Below are 16,445 nucleotides of genomic sequence, written 5' to 3' on the forward strand. Positions count from 1 at the left end.
CATGGGCTCGGAGATGCCGCTGGACTCGATGAGGAGATAGTCGAACCGTCCCTCTCTCGCGAGCCGGTCCACCTCCTCCAGCAGGTCGTCGCGCAGGGTGCAGCAGATGCAGCCGTTCGTCATCTCGACGAGGCGTTCTTCGGTGCGGGAAAGGGCCGCGTCGCCATCGCGGACGAGTGCGGCGTCGATGTTCACCTCGCTCATGTCGTTGACGATGACGGCGACCCGCAGCCCGTCGCGGTTGTTGAGGAGGTGATTGAGGAGGGTGGTCTTGCCGGATCCCAGGAAACCCGACAAGACCGTCACCGGAAGCTGATCGGCCATGGCGCGCTCAGCCCTCGGGACGCAGCAGACCGCGCCGGTAAGCGGGGACGAGCCGTCGTGGCACCTGGTGTTCGCGGCCGTCGATGGTGATCGTCACCAGGTCCGGCGCGGTTGCCTTCCACTGCGCGCGGCGGTTGCGGGTGTTGCTCCGGGACATCTTCCGCTTGGGCACGGCCATGACGAATGGGTCCTCTCCTGCTCGGTGGGGTTCCCGCAATCGTACATGAAAATGGGTGCCGTTTTCATGTAGCGTGATGGGTGCGCTGTGAGGCTGCCGTTCAGGAGGAAAAGTGCCGTTGGTGATGTTGCGGGTGCGCAGGAACGCCTATGGGATCGTCACCGCCATCGGGCGGGGGCTGGGGTGAGGCGCTGCGGCGTGCTGGGTGACGTCTCAGACAAGAACGGGGAGGGCCTTCAGGCCGCGAACCAGGCGCGTCGGACGCCAGACCAGCTCTTCCGGGGGCACCGCTAGCCGGAGGTTCGGGAAGCGGGTCAGCACTTTTCGGAGGGCAAGTTCCGCTTCGGCTCTGGCCAGCGGAGCCCCGACACACCGGTGGATGCCGTGGCCGAAGCTGAGATGTCCGGCGGCGTCCCGCCCGAGGTCGAGCTGCTCGGGCGCAGGGAACCGGGCGGGATCGCGGTTGGCGGCTCCGATGGCCACCTGTACCGGAGCGTGCGCGGGGATCTCGGCGCCGCCGAGGGTGATGGCCTCCGTGGTGTACCGGAACGTGGCCGTGCTGACGGGGGAGCTGTGGCGAAGCAGCTCGTCCAGTACTCCCGGTACGAGGTCTGGCTCCTGACGCAACCGTTCCAGATCAGCGGGCTGCTGCAGGAGGGCGAGGAGCGCGCTGCCGATGAAGTTGGTGGTGGTTTCGTGTCCGGCGACGAGGAGGAGGACGGCGAGGGACACCAACTCCTCCTCGCTGAGCCGGTCCTCGCCGTCGCGGACCCGGATGAGGTCGTCCAGCAGTGCGTCGCCCGGGCGCTCTCGCTTTTCGGCGATGAGGCCCGCCATGTACTCGGCCATCGCGTGCGAGGCGGCGTCGATCCGTCCGGGCCGGCCTGCCGCGAACAGATCGGCGGACCAGCGCTTGACGTCCGACCGGTTGTCCTCGGGCACTCCGAGAAGCTCGCAGATCACGGTGACAGGAAGAGGCATGGCCAGGTCGGCGACGACCTCGACCTCGCCACGCGTGGGCCACGCGTCCAGGAGATCATCCGTCACCTGCTCGATGAACGGACGCAGCGCGGCGACAGCGCCCGTGGTGAACGCCTTGGTCACGAGCTTGCGAAGGCGGGTGTGCCGCGGAGGGTCGCTGGCGAGCATGCTCTGCGAGACGGCCGGGTGCAGCCGGCGCTTGGAGTCGCTGTTCGCGAAGAAGGCAGCGGTGTTCTTCGACAAGCGTGGGTCGGCGAGGGCCTGTCTGGCTTCCGCGTATCCGGCAACGACGTAGCTCGTGTGTCCTGATGAGTCGCTCCGTACGGGCCGGACGGGGCACTGAGAGGGCTGGTCGCTGCCGCCGTGGTGCGGCTGTTGGTGGTCCTGCGGGGAATCGGTCACGCGGTGAGGTTCCAATCTGCGCGGAGGGTTCGTCATCTCGGCCAGGAATGCTCATCGGAGGCCGGGGTGATTGTTGTCCACGCCGTGGAGTGTGTCGGACTCGTCCGTCGGATAGGGCGAGAGCGAGGCCGGGCGAAAAGGCCATCTTGCCCGGTGCATGCCAATGATGCGAAAATCCGGAAATCGATGCTTGCCCGTGAGTCGTTCGGCGAACCGGGCGCGACCCACGCTCAGCCGGCTGATCTCGACAGCAAGGGAGTGGCGTGTTAGGCGCACTGAGGTTCAGGCACGTGTCCGTGGCGGCGACGGCGGCCGTCCTCGCGCTCCTTCTCCCCGCGTGCGGCGGCGACGGCCAGCCGGGCGGAAGTGGCACCGCCGCTTCCGCGTCGCTCGACCCCGAGGCGGATCTGAGCAAGCAGCGGCTCACCGTCTCGAACTGGGACGGCTACATGCCGAAGGACCTACCCGCCCGATTCGAGTCGGCCGTCGGCACGCCCATGACCGTCGCCAAGCACAGCACCAACGAGGAGATCATCGCCAAACTGACCGCCTCCGCCGACAGCGGCATCGACGTGGCGTTCGTATCGGGCCAGTACGCGCAGGCGCTCGCGGCGCAGGGGCTGCTCGAACCCATCCACCACGATCTGGTCCCGCACCTCGAGAACCTGGACCCGCTCGCCGCCCGGCTCGCCCATGACAAGGGCAACGCCTACTCCGTCCCGTACACCTGGGGCACCACCGGGCTCTGCTACCGCAAGGACCTCGTCGGCTACACCCCCGACAGCTGGAACGACCTGCTGAAGCCGCGCGCAGCGGTCAAGGGCAAGGCCACCATGCTGAAGACCGAACGCTGGCTCTTCCTCCCCGCGCAGAAGGCGCTCGGCTACTCGGTGAACACCACCGATAAGCAACAGCTCGCCCAGGTCGAAGAGTTGCTCCACACTGCGAAGGACGGGCTCCTCGCCTACGACGACACCACGTTCGGCGACCGGCTCAAGTCCGGGGAGGCCGTGCTGGCGGAAGCCTGGGACGGCTGGTGTCCGACCGACGACAAGAGGATCGGCTTCGTCGTCCCCAAGGAGGGCAGCGACCTCTGGACCGACACGATGGTCATCCTCAAGTCGTCGAAGAACAAAGAGGCGGCGCACGCCTTCATCGACTACGTCCTCGACGCGAAGGTGCACTCCTGGGTCGCCTCGAACATCTTCTACAAGGTCCCCAACGCCGCCGCCATGGACGAACTCGACCCGGCCCTGCTGAAGAGCTACCCCGCACTCGCCATGCCCCCCGAGCAACTGCTCAAGGGTGAGTCCGTCGTCGACCTCGGGGACGCCGCGACGGCGTACACCCGGATCGTCACGGAAGTCACCGCGGGCTGATGGCCCGCCTGGGGAAGACGGCCGGAGGACCACCGTTGCGAGCCCGTGTCGTCCTGCTCGGCCCGGGCCTGTCCTACCTGGCCGTCCTGCTCCTGCTGCCGCTCGCCCTGCTGATCGGCTACACGTTCTTCCGGCGGGGCCGCTTCGGCGGGATCGCGTACGAGGACGGAAGTACCGGCGAGAACTTCGCGCGGATCACCGACCCCCTCTACGCCGGCGTCCTCACCGGCTCGCTGCGCATCGCCGCCGTCACCACGCTGCTCGCGCTTCTCCTCGGCTACCCGACCGCGTACGCGATCAGCCGGCTGCCCGGCAGATGGCGCACGGTCGCCCTGGTCCTGGTCGTGCTCCCGTTCTGGACCAACTTCCTGATCCGTACCTACGCCTGGATCGTGCTGCTGTCCAGCCCCGGTGTGGTCAACTCGGCCCTCACCGGCATCGGGGTGATCGACCGGCCGCTGAAACTCCTCTACACGGAACCCGCCGTCGTCCTCGGACTGCTCTACGCCTATCTCCCGCTGATGGTGCTGCCGCTGTACTCGGCGATCGAGCGGGTCGACCCCCGGCTGCTCGAAGCCTCGGCCGATCTGGGCGCCCGCCCGGCCCGCACGTTCTGGAGCGTGACCCTCCCGCACACCCTGCCCGGCGTGCTGACCGGCTGCGTCTTCGTCTTCGTGCCCAGCCTCGGCAACTTCGTCGTCCCCGAACTGCTGGGCGGCGGGCACACGGTCATGGTCGGCAACCTGATCAGAGACCAGTTCCTCACGGCGCGGGACTGGCCGTTCGGGTCGGTGCTCGCCCTCGCCCTCATAGCGTTCCTGGTCCTGCTGCTCATGGCGCAGGCCTGGGCCGGGCGCCGGCTGGGCGGCCGCTGATGCGCCGGGCGACGCTCCTCCCGCTGTGGTTGACGTACGCGTTCCTCTACACGCCCGTCGTGGTGCTCGTGGTGATGTCCTTCAACCGCTCGAACAGCCCCTACGAGTGGTCCGGGTTCAGCACCGCCTGGTACGGCACGCTGGCCGGCGACGACGAGGTCCTGCGGGGCCTGGCCAACACGCTGATCGTGGCCGCGGGCGCGACCGCCCTGTCCACCGTCCTCGGCACACTGCTCGCCGTGGGGCTCGCCCGCCACGCGAGCCGGTCGCGGCTGCTGCCCGCCCTGTCGGTGCTGCCCGCCGTCCTGCCGGACATCGTGCTCGCGATCGGCCTGCTCGCCTTCTACTCGCTCGTCTCGGCCACCCTCGGCCTGAACTCGGTGCTGCTCGCCCACACCATCTTCGGCCTCGCCTTCGTCACGGCCGTCGTGCGCACCCGGATCGCCCACGTCGACCCCTCCCTGGAGGAGGCCTCACGCGACCTCGGCGCGGGCGAGGTCACCACGTTCCTCCGCATCACCCTGCCGACCCTCGCCCCCGGCATCGTGGCGGGCGCGCTGCTGACGTTCACGCTCTCGCTCGACGAGTTCGTCATCGCGTTCTTCACCGCGGGACCGAAGGATCCCACCCTGCCGATCGTCGTCTACTCGATGATCAGGTTCGGCGTGACCCCGGAGATCAACGCGCTCGCCACCCTGCTGCTCGCGGTCAGCTTCACCGTGGTGATCGCCGCCCAGCGCGTCAGCCGGCTGACGGAGGCGCTGTGATCCGTATCCATGCCGTCACCCGGAAGTTCGGCGAGGTCACCGCCCTGGACGGGGTGAGCCTGGAGGTCGAGGAGGGCGAGTTCTTCGCCCTCCTCGGCCCGAGCGGCTGCGGGAAGACGACCCTGCTGCGCGTCCTCGCCGGATTCGAGACCCCGGACAGCGGCACGGTCACCCTGGACGGCCAGGACCTGCTGGGCGTGCCCGCGCACCGGCGGCCGGTCAACCTCATGTTCCAGTCGTACGCGCTGTTCCCGCACATGAACGTGGAGAAGAACATCGCGTACGGGCTGGCCCGGGAAGGGCTCGCCCGGACGGAGATCGGCGAACGGGTCGCGGCCGTACTCGCCACCGTCGGGCTGACCGCGCAGGCCCGCAGACGGCCGCACCAGCTGTCCGGCGGGCAGCGTCAGCGGGTCGCCCTCGCCCGTGCCATCGTCAAACGCCCCCGGGTGCTGCTGCTCGACGAGCCGCTGTCGGCGCTCGACAAACAGGTCCGCGCCGAGATGCAGCTGGAGCTCAAGCGCCTCCAGCACCACGTGGGCATCACCTTCCTCGTCGTCACCCACGACCAGGAGGAGGCCATGTCGCTCGCCGACCGGATCGCCGTCCTGGACCGGGGACGCGTCCAGCAGGTCGACACCCCCGTCGAGCTCTACCGGCACCCTCGGAGCCGGTTCGTCGCGGGCTTCGTCGGCGCCAACAACGTCTTCTCCGGACGGCTGCTGCCCTCCGGCGGACTCGACGTACCCGGTGTCGGTCTCCTGCCCGCCCCGGCCGGGGACACGGCGGGGCTGGTCGGCGTGCGTCCGGAGAGCATCCGGTTCGCCGCCGGGGACGCGGACGCTTCCCTGCACGGCACGGTGTTGGACATCAGTTACTTCGGCGGCTCCTCAAGGATCGCGGTCACGGTCCCCGGTCTGGAGCGGCCGGTCCTGCTGACCGTTCCGGGCCCGGCCACGGTGACCTCCGGGGCCCGCGTCGCGCTGTCGTGGGCCCCGGAGAGCGCGGTACTGATCGAGACGACGGGAGGCACCCCTTGAGCGGACCCCTGACCATCCTCTTCGCGCCGGAGAGCGCGTACGGCCCGACCAACAACTGCGTCGGCATCGGCGACGTACTGCGCCGACGGGGCCACCGCGTGGTGTTCGCGGCGGAGGCGTCCTGGAAGGGCAGGCTCGCCCCGCTCGGCTTCGAGGAGGACCTGGTCGACCTGGCCCCGCCGCCCGAAAGCCCCCAGGAGGCGGGTCAGTTCTGGAAGGACTTCGTACGGGACACCGCCCCCGAGTTCCAAAAGCCCACGATCGAACAGCTGGGCACGTGGGTCAGGCCGGTCTGGGAGGAACTGGTCGCAGGCGCCCGGTACTGCGAACCTCAGCTCAAGAGAATCGTCGACCGGGTCCGGCCGGACGTGATCGTCGAGGACAACGTCGTCTGCTTCCCCGCGCTGACCACGGCGGACGTGCCCTTCGTGCGGATCGTCTCCTGCAACCCGCTGGAGATGAAGGGCGAACACGTTCCCCCGCCCTTCTCCGGGTGCCCGGGCGCTGACCGCGCGGGCTGGGCCGAGTTCCGTGCCGAGTACGACCGCACGCACCGCGAGGTCTGGGCCGAGTTCAACGCCTGGGTCGTGGACCAGGGCGCGAGGCCGCTGCCCGACCTGGAGTTCATCCACGACGGCGAGCTGAACCTGTACGTCTACCCGGAGATCGCCGACTACGTCGAAGCCCGCCCGCTGGGCCCTGCCTGGCACCGGCTGGACTCCTCGGTCCGCGAGACCGACGAGGAGTTCACCCTGCCGCCGGAGTCGGCCGAACGGCCCGAGGGCAGCGCGCTCATCTACTTCAGCCTGGGCTCCCTCGGCTCCGCCGACGTCGACCTCATGCGCCGGATCATCGCCTCCCTGGCGCGCACCCCGCACCGCTACATCGTCTCCAAGGGGCCGCTGCACGACGAGATCGAGCTGCCTCCCACCATGTGGGGCGCGGAGTTCCTGCCGCAGACGCGGATCCTCCCGCTCGTCGACCTCGTCATCACCTATGGCGGCAACAACACGACCACCGAGAGCCTCCACTTCGGCAAGCCCATGATCGTGCTCCCGCTGTTCTGGGACCAGTACGACAACGCACAGCGGATCGCCGAACTCGGCTACGGCGTCCGCCTCGACCCGTACCGCTTCACCGACGCGCAACTGCACGGCGCCCTGGCGGAGTTGCTCGGCGACACCCGCCTGCGGCACAGGTTGGCGGAAGCCTCCACGACCATCCGGGCCCGCGACGGGCTGCGGACCGCCGCCGACCTCATCGAGCGGCAGGGCCACGGCCACGAAAGGTACGGAACATGAAACTGTCCGCTCAGGAGAGGTGTTGCCGCTGATGGTCCTGAATCTGCTGGCGGGCGGTCGACCACACGCTCTCGAACTCGTTGGCCGTCAACCACTGTGGGTCGTGCCCCTCCCAGTCAGAGATAGGTGGTTCAGCGGTCAGACCGTAGACGCTCTCGTATTGAGCCAACTGACCGTTTCTTTGGGCCTCTTGCCACTCGGATAGGGAGGCAGCGGCCAAAACCGTGCTTCCGGGCTCTTTGAGCTCAACTTGCCGGATCACGTATCCCTCGGTGTCCAGCTCGAAGTAGAACCAGGTGGCTTCCTCGTCCCAGAAGCAGCGAACCCAACGCGTCACTGGTTCACCGCGTCGAAGGGCTCGTGGTGCCAGCGCCAGCCGGCGGTGCCGTCGTCGTGGATGTGCAGCATGAACTCAGCGACCGGGCTGCCGTCGGGGAACGTCATGGTGAGCGCACCGCGGATCTGGGTGTAGCAGGCGTCGGCCCGCTCCCAGTCCTCCTCGTCGATGGCCCGCTCTTGCTCAGCGAAGAGGGGACGGAACTCTTCAAAGCCAGGAAGTGTCTCGACTTCGGCGTGAGTCCATGGCATGTCCGCGCTGGTCACAGTCAGCCGGGCAATCTCCTGGTCGCCGGAGTGGAGCCGCCAGATTCCGCCGGGAGTCAAGTTCGGGTGAGCCATAGCTCTCCATGATGGCGATCACCACTGACAGGCGGAGCGCAGACTGCTGCTGCTACGGCACTTTCACTCGCGTGGAAAGTACGCCATCGCTTCAGTAACGCCACGTTGGGCGGGTGTCCGGTTCCTCTCCGCTCGCGCGGAGAGGGCCCTTCGCGACCCGTGGTGTGAGAGGGGCTTTGCGATTTCCCGCGGAGAGCACCGCCGGACTCGAGGGTTTGGGTGATCGACTCACGGTTCACCTCCGCCTGCGCGGAGAGGACTCTTCGCGACATGCGGCGTAGAGGCTGCCTCACGTGGTGGTGCTCCAGCTACTCGACCGTGCTCGTGAGAAACGTGTGGAGCTCGGCGGCGAGGTTTCGTATCTCCTCCCCGGCTTCGTGCACGGTGGTGGTCTCGAAGTGCCACTCCTCGGACGGAGGCCGGTCGTGGATACCCCACGTCAGGTGGACATAGCCGCCCGGGCGGTGTTCCGCCGAGATCGTCAGGTCGCGTTCCAGAGAGCGCCATGCGCGCGCTCCTTCCCAGCCACGGAAGTCCTCGGCCAGCGAGAAGAGGAAGGTGTCGAGGCCATCGCCGTTCCACGTCCGCACCAGGGTCTCGATCCTCACCCATTGCCCGCGAGCGTTCACGAGGAAGTCGAGTGTGGGGTCGTCCCCGAACGGTCTTGTCGGCTCGGAGAAGAGCAGGTGGACCCGTCGCGGTCCGGGGTCTCCCACGCGTACCGCAGGCCCATCTTCGATCATTCGAGCAGGTTAGAAGCCGTGGGACTCGATGACCAATTGCTATCCCCGCACTGCGCCGGGCACGGGCCGCAGGCGCCACTTGGGGCATGACCGTCCGCCGCGCCTCCGGTGATCTCATTCAGGGCGTCGGCGGCCTCCTCCAGCGTCAAGATTCCGTGCCGTACGGACACGTCTCAGCCCCGACTCTCCACATCTCAGCCCGGCCGCGATCACCGGCACGCGGTTCCCGCCGACGGGACGCCAGCAGCATCATTGCCCGCCGGTAGCGCACCGAGTTGGTACTGCCACGGCGCACGATCTTCTGCAGCTTCTGCCCCTCTTGGTCGGTCAATCGGCGCACCTGCACAGGCTCGGCCACCACACCTCCAACGGTCGGAACGACATCACCGCCCATCCAATCGCTCCAACCGTCGATCTGGTGAATCTTCCCGGTCAGAGCACTAGCTAGGTGTTGCGGGGCCGGACGTTGATGTCACCTTGTGTGCGGCTTCAGAGCAAGATCTCTCCAGGAGTACATCTGAAGGATCTGTGTAGCGAGTTGTCGGATGCGCTCGCGGGCTGCTGCGGGGCCGGTGACGGTGACGCTGTTGCCGAACTGCAGTAGCAGACGAACGTCCTCCAAGTCCCGACCGGTGACCGTGATGCTCAGTCGTTGCGCTCCTGCGGTGTCCCGAATGGTCAAGCGGCGGCCGAGGATGCGCCTCGCCCGACTGAGTTGGTTCGAGTCAAGTTCGGCGTGGATCTGGAAGGCTTCCGGGTTCTCCCAGTGCGCCGTCAGTTCGCTTGCGACGCTTTCCAGGGTCACGTCCGGACGCATCCGACGAGCTGCCCGCATCGGCTCCCAGCCGACGATCCCTTCCAGCGCGTGGAGTCGAGGACGACCCGCGGAGTCTGCCACGAGATATCATCTCCCGGCTTTGGCCAGCAGCCCATAAGGGTCTATGACCCGCCAGGTGGCCTGGATGTCCTCGGATCGGCGGTAGCAGATGCGCAACCGCACACCGCGCCGCAGGTCACCCACCAGCGCTGCCGGAGGCAGCCCCTCGGTGTCTCTGGAGTACCACGGTCTGTTGTCGGTGGTAACGACCGCGCTCAAGGGCAGCACATCGATGTTCGACAGACGTAGGGTCGAACGCATCTTCTGGTGCGCGTGCTGGGTGTCGGCCGCGGCTCCCAGTTGCTCGCGCTGCATGTCGTCGAGGCCGTAGAGCGCGAGATGGTCCCGTTCGCTGGGGGTGAGCCGTGACGTGTCGAGCAACCCACCGGGTAGAAGGGTCACCCCGCCCCAACGGCCTCGTCGGATCAGCAGCGGGAAGCCCGCTTCTTGCAGCCATTGCAGATCCCGGAGGACGGTACGGACCGACACACCGACTTGCGCCGCCAGATCGGCGGTCGTCATGGTCTCCCGCGATTGCAGCGTCAGCAGCAGCGAGAAGAAGCGATCCGGAGTCACGGATCAAGAGTCTCAGGAAACGTGACGGAATCCGTCACAAATGACAGGCAAGCTCCAGTCGTTCAGTGAGACCGACCCAAGGAGTGAGCAATGTCGACCTCGATCGTGTTCATCGTCTACGTCAACGAGGCATCCCAAGCTGCCCGCTTCTACGCAGACCTGCTTGAGATCAAGCCCAGCTTCGAGACCCCCGGATACATTGCCTTCGACCTGGGCGACGGCGCAGACCTTGCGCTCTGGAGCGGGCAAATCGACGGCCCGATCCCGGCGGTGCCACGCACCAGCGAGGTCTGCCTCGCACTGCCTGGTGGACCCGACGCGATCGATCGCCAGTTTGAGCGGTGGGTGGCGAAAGGGGTCCGAGTGGTCAGCGAGCCGCACGATGAGGTATTCGGGCGCACGTTCGTCGTCGCGGATGCGGACGGCAACCTGATCCGAGTCGCCCCCGTCGACTGACGACAGGCTGCTATGACTCACCGCAATGCGCCGCTCACCGTCGAGGGTCGCCGCCGGTTGGTCCAACGCTGTAGGGCTCGCCCCATCGCCCATGTAGCAGCCGAGATGGGGGTCTCCCGGGCCTGCGCCAGCAAGTGGGTCAATCGCTGGCGCAGGTTCGGCGAAGCCGGTCTGCAGCACCGTTCGTCGGTGCCGCGCTACAGCCCAAGCGCCACGCCGACGTGGGTGACCGCGCTGATCGAGACGTGGCGACGAGAGCACAAGTGGTCCGCTCAGAGGATTACTGCCGAAACGCCGCCGGGTTCGAGATCAACCGCCGCACCGTCACCCGGCACCTGAGCCGTCTTGGCCCTCGGCCAGCGCCGGTTCCCCTCGACCCAAGCGGCGAAACCAATCGCGTGCCGCGCAAGATCATCGCTCGCTGGCCCGGCCACATGGTCCACCTCGACGTGAAAAGGTCGGGCGGATTCCCCAGGGCGGCGGCTGGCGCATCCACGGACGCGACAGCGACCGGTCCAAGGCCGTCGCTCGCGCCAAGACCGCCGGCAGCCGCGAACGTGCACGGATCCGCAGCGAGAACGGCATCCGGTTGGGGCGGCCGGGCGGTCCAGGCTACGGCCTGACCACCGGACACCGCCGAACCGGTCACAGACTACCGGGCGGCGAGATCCGCTTCGACATTGCCTGCCATGACCGACAGGATCCGTACAGTTTCGGCGTACTGCCCGGGGGTCAGGCCCTTGAGTACCGCTGCACGGGTTGCATCAACACGTGCAGCGATGTCCGCGTGAGCGGCGCGTCCCTCGTCGGCGAGGGACAGGAGGTTCCCCTCGGGGGGCAGGCCGGGACGTGTCCAGCCGCGGGCGGTGACGTCCTCCAGGACCCCGTCCAGGTCCGGCTCGCCCGGTGACAAGAAGGGGGCCAGTGCTGCTGTGAGCTCGTCGCGGGTGGCTTCGCCGCGGGCGAGGGTGTTGAGGATCTGCCAGTGCCGGCGCCCGAGACCGACGTCGGCGAGGGTCGCGTCGAACTGCTTATCCAGCAGGTTGTGCAGGTGCTTGAGCCAGTAGCCGAGGGGCTTGGGCGCGTCCACGAACCCTCCAAGATACATGTAAATTGACATGTAATTGTCTTCAACTATGCATGGAGGGGTTCTGGTGGGCAAGCCGAGTATGGACGTGGCAGATATCGAGACAGCTGTCGTCGCCTTGCGCCGCAGCCGACAGCGCCGTGCACTGGCGAGGTTGGCGGAGCGTCGCGGAGAGCACGCCGGCCACCAGGCCAGGCTGCCCGACGCGGTCTTCGAGTTGCTCGACGCGGTCGAAGCGGCAGAGGGGGAGGGGGCGGCGCTGACCGTTACCGAGGCTGCGACCCTGCTCGGCGTCGACCAGCCCAGGTCAAGCCGACTCGCCTCGCAGGGGCTCCAGGCCGGGCTGCTGCGACGTGAGGACGACCAGCACGACGGCCGTCGGTCGTTGCTGGCCCTCACCCCCGAAGGGCGGGACGCACTCGCACGGATTCGGACATTCCGTCGCGGAATCATCGCCGAGGCCACGGCCAGCTGGGCCGCCGAAGACCGAGCCGCCCTTGCCCACCTCTTGACCCGCTTCGTACGGGACTTCTCGGCGATCACGCCACACTAACGCCGGCTGGGAACCAACCCGGCGCCCTTTCCGGGGCACGGCACCAGGGTGTTTCGTTTGGATCATCTCCCAGGATCAAACGTCGGCGCCTGGAGAAAACCGGATGCGGCGGACGGGCAGGCTGGCTACCGTCCGGGCGTGGCCCACACCTATCCCCCGCTGAACGTCGAAGTCCGCACCCCGCGCCTGACGCTGGTCGGCGCGTCCGACGAACTGCTGGAACGTCTCGTGCCGCTCGTGCGGGCCGGGGTCGCCGACGCCGAGCCGTGGCCGTTCGACGACCCGATCTCGTTCTACACCGACAGCCCCGAACGCGAATGGCAGTGGCTGCGCGCCATCTGGGCCGGCCGCGCCCGCGCGAGCCCGGACTCGTGGCGGCTGTACTTCGCCGTGCTCGTCGACGGCGAACCGGTCGGCATGCAGGACCTCATCGGCACGAACTTCACGCGGTTCGGCACGGTGTCCAGCTTCTCGTGGCTGGCCCCCGGCAGCCGCGGACAGGGGCTTGGCAAGGAAATGCGGGCGGCGGTCCTGCAGTTGGCCTTCGCCGGGCTGGGCGCACGCGAAGCCGGCAGCGACGCCTTCATCGACAACGAAGCGTCCAACCGCGTTTCCCGTGGCCTGGGCTACGAACCGAACGGCATGGACTGGGACACCCGCCGCGGTGAGCCCGCGCGGATCCAGCAGTGGCGGCTCACTCGGGACGCGTGGGAACGGATCTGCCGGGACGACATCGAGCTGACCGGCGTCGAGGAGTGCCTGCCCGTCCTGGGCATCGGCTAGGGCGTTTCATTTGGATCACCGGGCGGACCACGGAAAGATGCCCGCGATGTGGAGTCCGGCCAGGTAGATGGTGGCGGTCTTGCCGTATCGGGTGGCGAGTCCGCGCCATTGCTTGATGCGGTTGATGCACCGCTCGACGGTATTGCGCTGCTTGTAGGCATTGCGGTCGAAGGTGGATGGCCGCCCTCCTCGGCTCCCACGACGCAGGCGATGACCGCGCTGGTCGGCCGGGATGGGGATGACCGCGCGGATACCGCGGCTGCGCAGGTGTTCGCGGATGGCGCGGGAGGAGTACGCCTTGTCGGCCAGGACCACTTCCGGCCTGGTGCGGGGACGCCCGAGCGAGCGGGGAACCCGTAGCCGGGCCATCACGTCAGCAAAGGCGGACGCGTCACCGGCCTGTCCGACCGGTGACGACGAAGGCCATCGGTCGGCAGCGTGAGTCGGCTGCCAGGTGGATCTTCGTGGTCAGTCCGCCGCGGGACCCGCCGATCGCGTGGTCGGCGGGCTCTCCGGCCGGGCCCCTTTGCGGGCCCCGGCCGCGTGCTGGTGGGCGCGCACGATAGTGGAGTCCACCGAGACCACCCAGTCCAGGTCTCCCTCGGCATCGGCCCGGGCCATCAGCGCGGTGAACACCCGCTCCCACGTGCCGTCGGCGGCCCACATCCGCAGCCGGTTGTAGACCCCGCGCCAGTGGCCGTACTCCTCCGGCAGGTGAACCCACTGCGACCCGGTCCGAAACTTACAGACAATCCCGTCGATCACCTACCGGTTGGCTCTATTCGCGAGTCGTGGTTCTGGCTCATCTTTTGTGGAGCAGGCACGCGACGTAATTATTGATCTTGATGGCGCCTCGTGAATTTGCCTGTTCGACGGGAATGTCACAGGCGTGACCTAGCCTGCCGGAACATGGATCTTAATCTTGCGGGGCGACGAGCGTTGGTAACGGCGAGTAGCGGGGGCATCGGTGCGGCGGTGGCCCGGCGGCTGGCCGATGAAGGGTGTGCTGTGTTGGTGCATGGCCGCGATCCCGTGCGTGCTGGCGAGGTGGCGGCGGAGTTGAACGCCGCCGGCGGAGTGGCGGATGTCGTGCTGGGTGACCTTACTGAGGATGAAGGCGCCGGGAAGGTGGCTCAGCGGGCTCGCGAGTGGGGTGTGGAGGTACTGGTCAACAACGCCGGTCCATTCGTTGAGCATGACTGGGAGAGTGCGGAGCCGGCCGCGTGGCTGGATGCGGTGAACGGCAACGTCGTATCCGCCGTGCGGATGATCCGGGCCCTGGTGCCTCAGATGCGCGAGCGGGGATGGGGGCGGGTTGTCAACGTGGGCAGTCGGGCCGCGACGACTCCGTTGCCGAACATGGTCGAGTACTCGGCGGCGAAGGCCGCCGTGGTCAACATGACCACCAGCTTGGCCCGGCATCTGGCCGGATCCGGTATCACCGCAAACACACTGAGCCCTGGGGTGATCGTCACCGACGGAATGCGGCAGATGTTCGAAGATGGGGCGTCTGCGCGGGGCTGGCCGGAGCAGTGGACGCAGTTGGAGCCGCTGGTGGTGGCCGAGTACGCCCCGAACCCGGCGGGGCGGCTGGGCACTGCGGCGGACATCGCGGCAGCGGTTGCGTTTCTGGCCAGTCCGTTGGCCGGCTACATCAACGGGATCGACCTGCGCGTCGACGGGGGCATCACCTCTGTGCCGTAACGGCTTTCTCGGGACGACGTCTGGTGACCGCCGTAGATGCGAGGCTGCCTTGGTCAGTGGGAGCTTGATGCGTGACAGCGGTCGCCAATCGGTACTGAGAATTACGACAACAGCACACGTTTACGTAGGAGTTGGAAGCCGGCGCGGCCGAACATCTGACGCTTCAGCATCTTGATCCGGTTGACATGACCTTCGACGGGACCCGAGTTCCAGGGCAGGGTGAGGCCGGCGATGACGGCGTCGCGGTCGCGGTCGATACCCGCAGCGAGGGTGTGGAGACTGGGCAGGTCGTCCTGACGGACCGCGTCAAGCCAGTCGGCCAGGCGCTCGCTTGGCGCTGGGTGAGCATGGTCGCGAAGGAGCGGACGTGCCGGGTGAGCGCGTCCAGTCCAGGGCAGTGGCCCTGGACGGTCTTGAGCTGGAGCTGTCCGCTCTCGGCGAGGGTTTCCGGGCGTCGCAGGATCCATCCGGCGACAGTGCGGGGCGAGAGCGGGCGTGCGGTCACGGCCCGCGGTGAGGTGCGTTTCTTGTTCAGATAGGTACGAATACGCTGGTAGCGACCCTTGTATCCGAGTGGGGTGAACTCCTCCCAGAACTTCCAGGCGTTGGTGCAGCCGTTGTTCCAGCGGTCGTCGAGGTAGGTCGTGTACTCGTCCAGGACGGAGGTCCGGCTCTGCCACTGGCCGGCGAAGAGGTCTTCCGGCTCGGCGGCGTCGGCATACCGCCTGACGGTGCGGCTGGTCATGTGGAACTGCCGCTGGATCGCGCGACGGCTGTGCCCCGCCTTCAGCAGTGCGTGGACGGTGGCGTGCGTGGTGCGGGTGCGGGTGCGGTCAGCGAACCGGTGGCCGGTCGGCCACGGCGAGTCCGACGTCTCTTTCTCCAGGGCAGGTTCGGGCTCGGGGTCGGGCGTCTGGGGGAGCAAGACGTGCAGGCAGCGGCGGTGCTGTGCGACGGTTCGCTCGGCGGCCTCACTGAGGTTGTGCCACGAGTGCCACCGGTCCGCGACCTGGACGGCCTGCGGAGCCCCGGCCGTGGCGCCCTCGGCAAAGAAAGGAGCGCGGTCACGGCAGACAACTTCGATGCCGGGCTGTTGGGCTGGCCGCGCGCCCAGGGTTGATGCTTCCCGGTCGGGCAGCAGGTCGACCGGGCGCCGGGTCTCGATATCGACGAGGATCGTGCCGTAGTGGCGGCCCTTGCGGGCAGCGTACTCCTCGACGCCGACCACCCGCAGTGCGGTCGGCTCCGGTTCGGGCGAGCGCGTCGACCAGCCGCAGGACAGTGCTGCGGCTGACGGACACCCCGAAGACACGGGCCAGCCGAGCACCTGCCCGGCTCGCCAGAGCGAGCCCGACCGCGGCCGGTGTGGAGCGTAGCCGCTCAGTCCGCTGACCGTGCCGGCGGGTCAGGCCGGGTGTCTGCTCCACGAAGGTCCGTCGCCCGCACGAGACGGTCTGGCAGGTAACCCGACGGACCCGCAACTGGAGGACAACGCTTCGTCCGGCACTCGGCACATCTGCGGGAAACCGCAGGTAAGAGCCATGAACATGTCTGGACCAGCTTCCGCACCCCGGGCATGCGGCTGCCGTTGCGGCGGTGCGTTGGGGCGGAGGTGGCGACCGGTCATCACGTCACCGACTGCGCGGCGGTGCACCATGGCATCGGCCTCCTCCGCCTCGCGGGCGGCCGCGGCCCGGACCGCCCGGGTGGGCCGCGCGCGGTGCGCCGGCCTCCGCGGCCC

At 68.0% G+C, this 16,445-nt stretch carries 17 protein-coding genes and 4 pseudogenes; 10 read left to right on the forward strand and 11 right to left on the reverse strand.

Annotated elements, in window-relative coordinates; genetic code table 11:
- The 3 genes from EEJ42_RS03610 to EEJ42_RS03620 form a co-directional block, all read right to left on the reverse strand.
- The coding region (locus tag EEJ42_RS03610) for a GTP-binding protein (protein ID WP_148081838.1) at positions 1-324 on the reverse strand (324 nt) is incomplete at its 3' end.
- Positions 325-331: 7 nt separating this feature from the next.
- Positions 332-502: a 50S ribosomal protein L32 gene (gene rpmF / locus EEJ42_RS03615; RefSeq protein WP_123098561.1), complete on the reverse strand. Its 171-nt coding sequence runs from the start codon at positions 500-502 to the stop codon at positions 332-334.
- A 213-nt stretch (positions 503-715) separates the two neighbouring features.
- The gene (locus EEJ42_RS03620) at positions 716-1,885 is read right to left on the reverse strand and encodes a cytochrome P450 family protein (RefSeq protein ID WP_246096012.1); all 1,170 of its coding nucleotides are present in this window, start codon (positions 1,883-1,885) and stop codon (positions 716-718) included.
- Positions 1,886-2,175: 290 nt separating this feature from the next.
- Here EEJ42_RS03620 and EEJ42_RS03625 point away from each other — a divergent pair, with 290 nt between their 5' ends.
- The 5 genes from EEJ42_RS03625 to EEJ42_RS03645 are packed head-to-tail and all read left to right on the forward strand — an operon-like array spanning position 2,176 to position 7,247.
- On the forward strand, positions 2,176-3,264 hold the full coding sequence (locus EEJ42_RS03625; RefSeq protein WP_246096013.1) for a polyamine ABC transporter substrate-binding protein: 1,089 nt from the start codon (positions 2,176-2,178) through the stop codon (positions 3,262-3,264).
- A 35-nt stretch (positions 3,265-3,299) separates the two neighbouring features.
- Entirely contained in the window at positions 3,300-4,139 is an 840-nt protein-coding gene (locus EEJ42_RS03630; RefSeq protein ID WP_246096014.1) for an ABC transporter permease, read from the forward strand.
- Positions 4,139-4,906, forward strand: coding sequence for an ABC transporter permease (locus tag EEJ42_RS03635; protein ID WP_123098564.1), 768 nt, complete (start codon positions 4,139-4,141; stop codon positions 4,904-4,906). The genes EEJ42_RS03630 and EEJ42_RS03635 overlap by 1 nt, the downstream gene beginning before the upstream one ends.
- Entirely contained in the window at positions 4,903-5,946 is a 1,044-nt protein-coding gene (locus EEJ42_RS03640) for an ABC transporter ATP-binding protein (RefSeq protein WP_123098565.1), read from the forward strand. Before EEJ42_RS03635 ends, EEJ42_RS03640 begins: the two co-directional genes overlap by 4 nt.
- The gene (locus EEJ42_RS03645) at positions 5,943-7,247 is read left to right on the forward strand and encodes a glycosyltransferase (protein ID WP_123098566.1); all 1,305 of its coding nucleotides are present in this window, start codon (positions 5,943-5,945) and stop codon (positions 7,245-7,247) included. The genes EEJ42_RS03640 and EEJ42_RS03645 overlap by 4 nt, the downstream gene beginning before the upstream one ends.
- 333 nt (positions 7,248-7,580) lie before the next feature.
- Here the strand turns inward: EEJ42_RS03645 and EEJ42_RS03655 are convergent, their stop codons facing one another.
- The 5 genes and pseudogenes from EEJ42_RS03655 to EEJ42_RS52400 form a co-directional block, all read right to left on the reverse strand.
- Positions 7,581-7,925, reverse strand: coding sequence for a hypothetical protein (locus EEJ42_RS03655; RefSeq protein WP_123098568.1), 345 nt, complete (start codon positions 7,923-7,925; stop codon positions 7,581-7,583).
- 308 nt (positions 7,926-8,233) lie between these two features.
- Entirely contained in the window at positions 8,234-8,668 is a 435-nt protein-coding gene (locus tag EEJ42_RS03660) for a DUF6228 family protein (protein WP_123098569.1), read from the reverse strand.
- 165 nt (positions 8,669-8,833) lie between these two features.
- A pseudogene (locus EEJ42_RS52390) lies at positions 8,834-9,026 on the reverse strand (IS630 family transposase); the annotation flags it as partial.
- A gap of 114 nt (positions 9,027-9,140) precedes the next feature.
- Entirely contained in the window at positions 9,141-9,566 is a 426-nt protein-coding gene (locus EEJ42_RS52395; RefSeq protein ID WP_246096015.1) for a WCX domain-containing protein, read from the reverse strand.
- Positions 9,567-9,572: 6 nt separating this feature from the next.
- Positions 9,573-10,121 (reverse strand): helix-turn-helix transcriptional regulator, encoded by a 549-nt coding sequence (locus EEJ42_RS52400; RefSeq protein ID WP_246096016.1) that lies wholly within the window; start codon positions 10,119-10,121, stop codon positions 9,573-9,575.
- Between the two features lie 90 nt (positions 10,122-10,211).
- Between EEJ42_RS52400 and EEJ42_RS03675 the strand changes: the two genes are divergently transcribed.
- Positions 10,212-10,577 (forward strand): VOC family protein, encoded by a 366-nt coding sequence (locus tag EEJ42_RS03675; protein ID WP_123098570.1) that lies wholly within the window; start codon positions 10,212-10,214, stop codon positions 10,575-10,577.
- A gap of 12 nt (positions 10,578-10,589) precedes the next feature.
- A pseudogene (locus EEJ42_RS54460) lies at positions 10,590-11,130 on the forward strand (helix-turn-helix domain-containing protein); the annotation flags it as partial.
- Positions 11,131-11,229: 99 nt separating this feature from the next.
- On the opposite strand, the gene EEJ42_RS03685 reads toward EEJ42_RS54460, so the two are convergent.
- Positions 11,230-11,667, reverse strand: a complete 438-nt coding sequence (locus EEJ42_RS03685; protein WP_221179316.1) for a MarR family winged helix-turn-helix transcriptional regulator — start codon at positions 11,665-11,667, stop codon at positions 11,230-11,232.
- Between the two features lie 64 nt (positions 11,668-11,731).
- On the opposite strand from EEJ42_RS03685, the gene EEJ42_RS03690 reads away from it, so the two are divergent.
- Positions 11,732-12,217 carry a MarR family winged helix-turn-helix transcriptional regulator gene (locus EEJ42_RS03690; protein WP_246096017.1) on the forward strand — a complete coding sequence of 162 codons (486 nt, stop codon included), beginning with the start codon at positions 11,732-11,734 and terminating at the stop codon, positions 12,215-12,217.
- Positions 12,218-12,355: 138 nt separating this feature from the next.
- Positions 12,356-13,000 (forward strand): GNAT family N-acetyltransferase, encoded by a 645-nt coding sequence (locus tag EEJ42_RS03695; protein ID WP_123098572.1) that lies wholly within the window; start codon positions 12,356-12,358, stop codon positions 12,998-13,000.
- 15 nt (positions 13,001-13,015) lie between these two features.
- On the opposite strand, the pseudogene EEJ42_RS52405 reads toward EEJ42_RS03695, so the two are convergent.
- Positions 13,016-13,762, reverse strand: a pseudogene (locus EEJ42_RS52405) (IS5 family transposase); the annotation flags it as partial.
- A gap of 147 nt (positions 13,763-13,909) precedes the next feature.
- Here EEJ42_RS52405 and EEJ42_RS03705 point away from each other — a divergent pair.
- Positions 13,910-14,704: an SDR family NAD(P)-dependent oxidoreductase gene (locus EEJ42_RS03705; protein WP_123098573.1), complete on the forward strand. Its 795-nt coding sequence runs from the start codon at positions 13,910-13,912 to the stop codon at positions 14,702-14,704.
- A 110-nt stretch (positions 14,705-14,814) separates the two neighbouring features.
- Here the strand turns inward: EEJ42_RS03705 and EEJ42_RS54465 are convergent.
- Positions 14,815-15,881, reverse strand: a pseudogene (locus tag EEJ42_RS54465) (transposase); the annotation flags it as partial.
- Positions 15,882-16,445: the final 564 nt, after the last annotated feature.

The sequence above is a fragment of the Streptomyces botrytidirepellens genome, assembly GCF_003721215.1.
In the GTDB taxonomy this organism is placed as follows: Bacteria; Actinomycetota; Actinomycetes; order Streptomycetales; family Streptomycetaceae; genus Streptomyces; species Streptomyces himastatinicus.

What these genes read in the sequence shown, in the direction of transcription:
- rpmF (WP_123098561.1), bottom strand. Translation starts at nt 502, where the DNA reads ATGGCCGTGCCCAAGCGGAAGATGTCCCGGAGCAACACCCGCAACCGC.
- EEJ42_RS03635 (WP_123098564.1), top strand. Translation starts at nt 4,139, where the DNA reads ATGCGCCGGGCGACGCTCCTCCCGCTGTGGTTGACGTACGCGTTCCTC.
- EEJ42_RS03655 (WP_123098568.1), bottom strand. Translation starts at nt 7,925, where the DNA reads ATGGCTCACCCGAACTTGACTCCCGGCGGAATCTGGCGGCTCCACTCC.
- EEJ42_RS03660 (WP_123098569.1), bottom strand. Translation starts at nt 8,668, where the DNA reads ATGATCGAAGATGGGCCTGCGGTACGCGTGGGAGACCCCGGACCGCGA.
- EEJ42_RS03675 (WP_123098570.1), top strand. Translation starts at nt 10,212, where the DNA reads ATGTCGACCTCGATCGTGTTCATCGTCTACGTCAACGAGGCATCCCAA.
- EEJ42_RS03705 (WP_123098573.1), top strand. Translation starts at nt 13,910, where the DNA reads ATGGATCTTAATCTTGCGGGGCGACGAGCGTTGGTAACGGCGAGTAGC.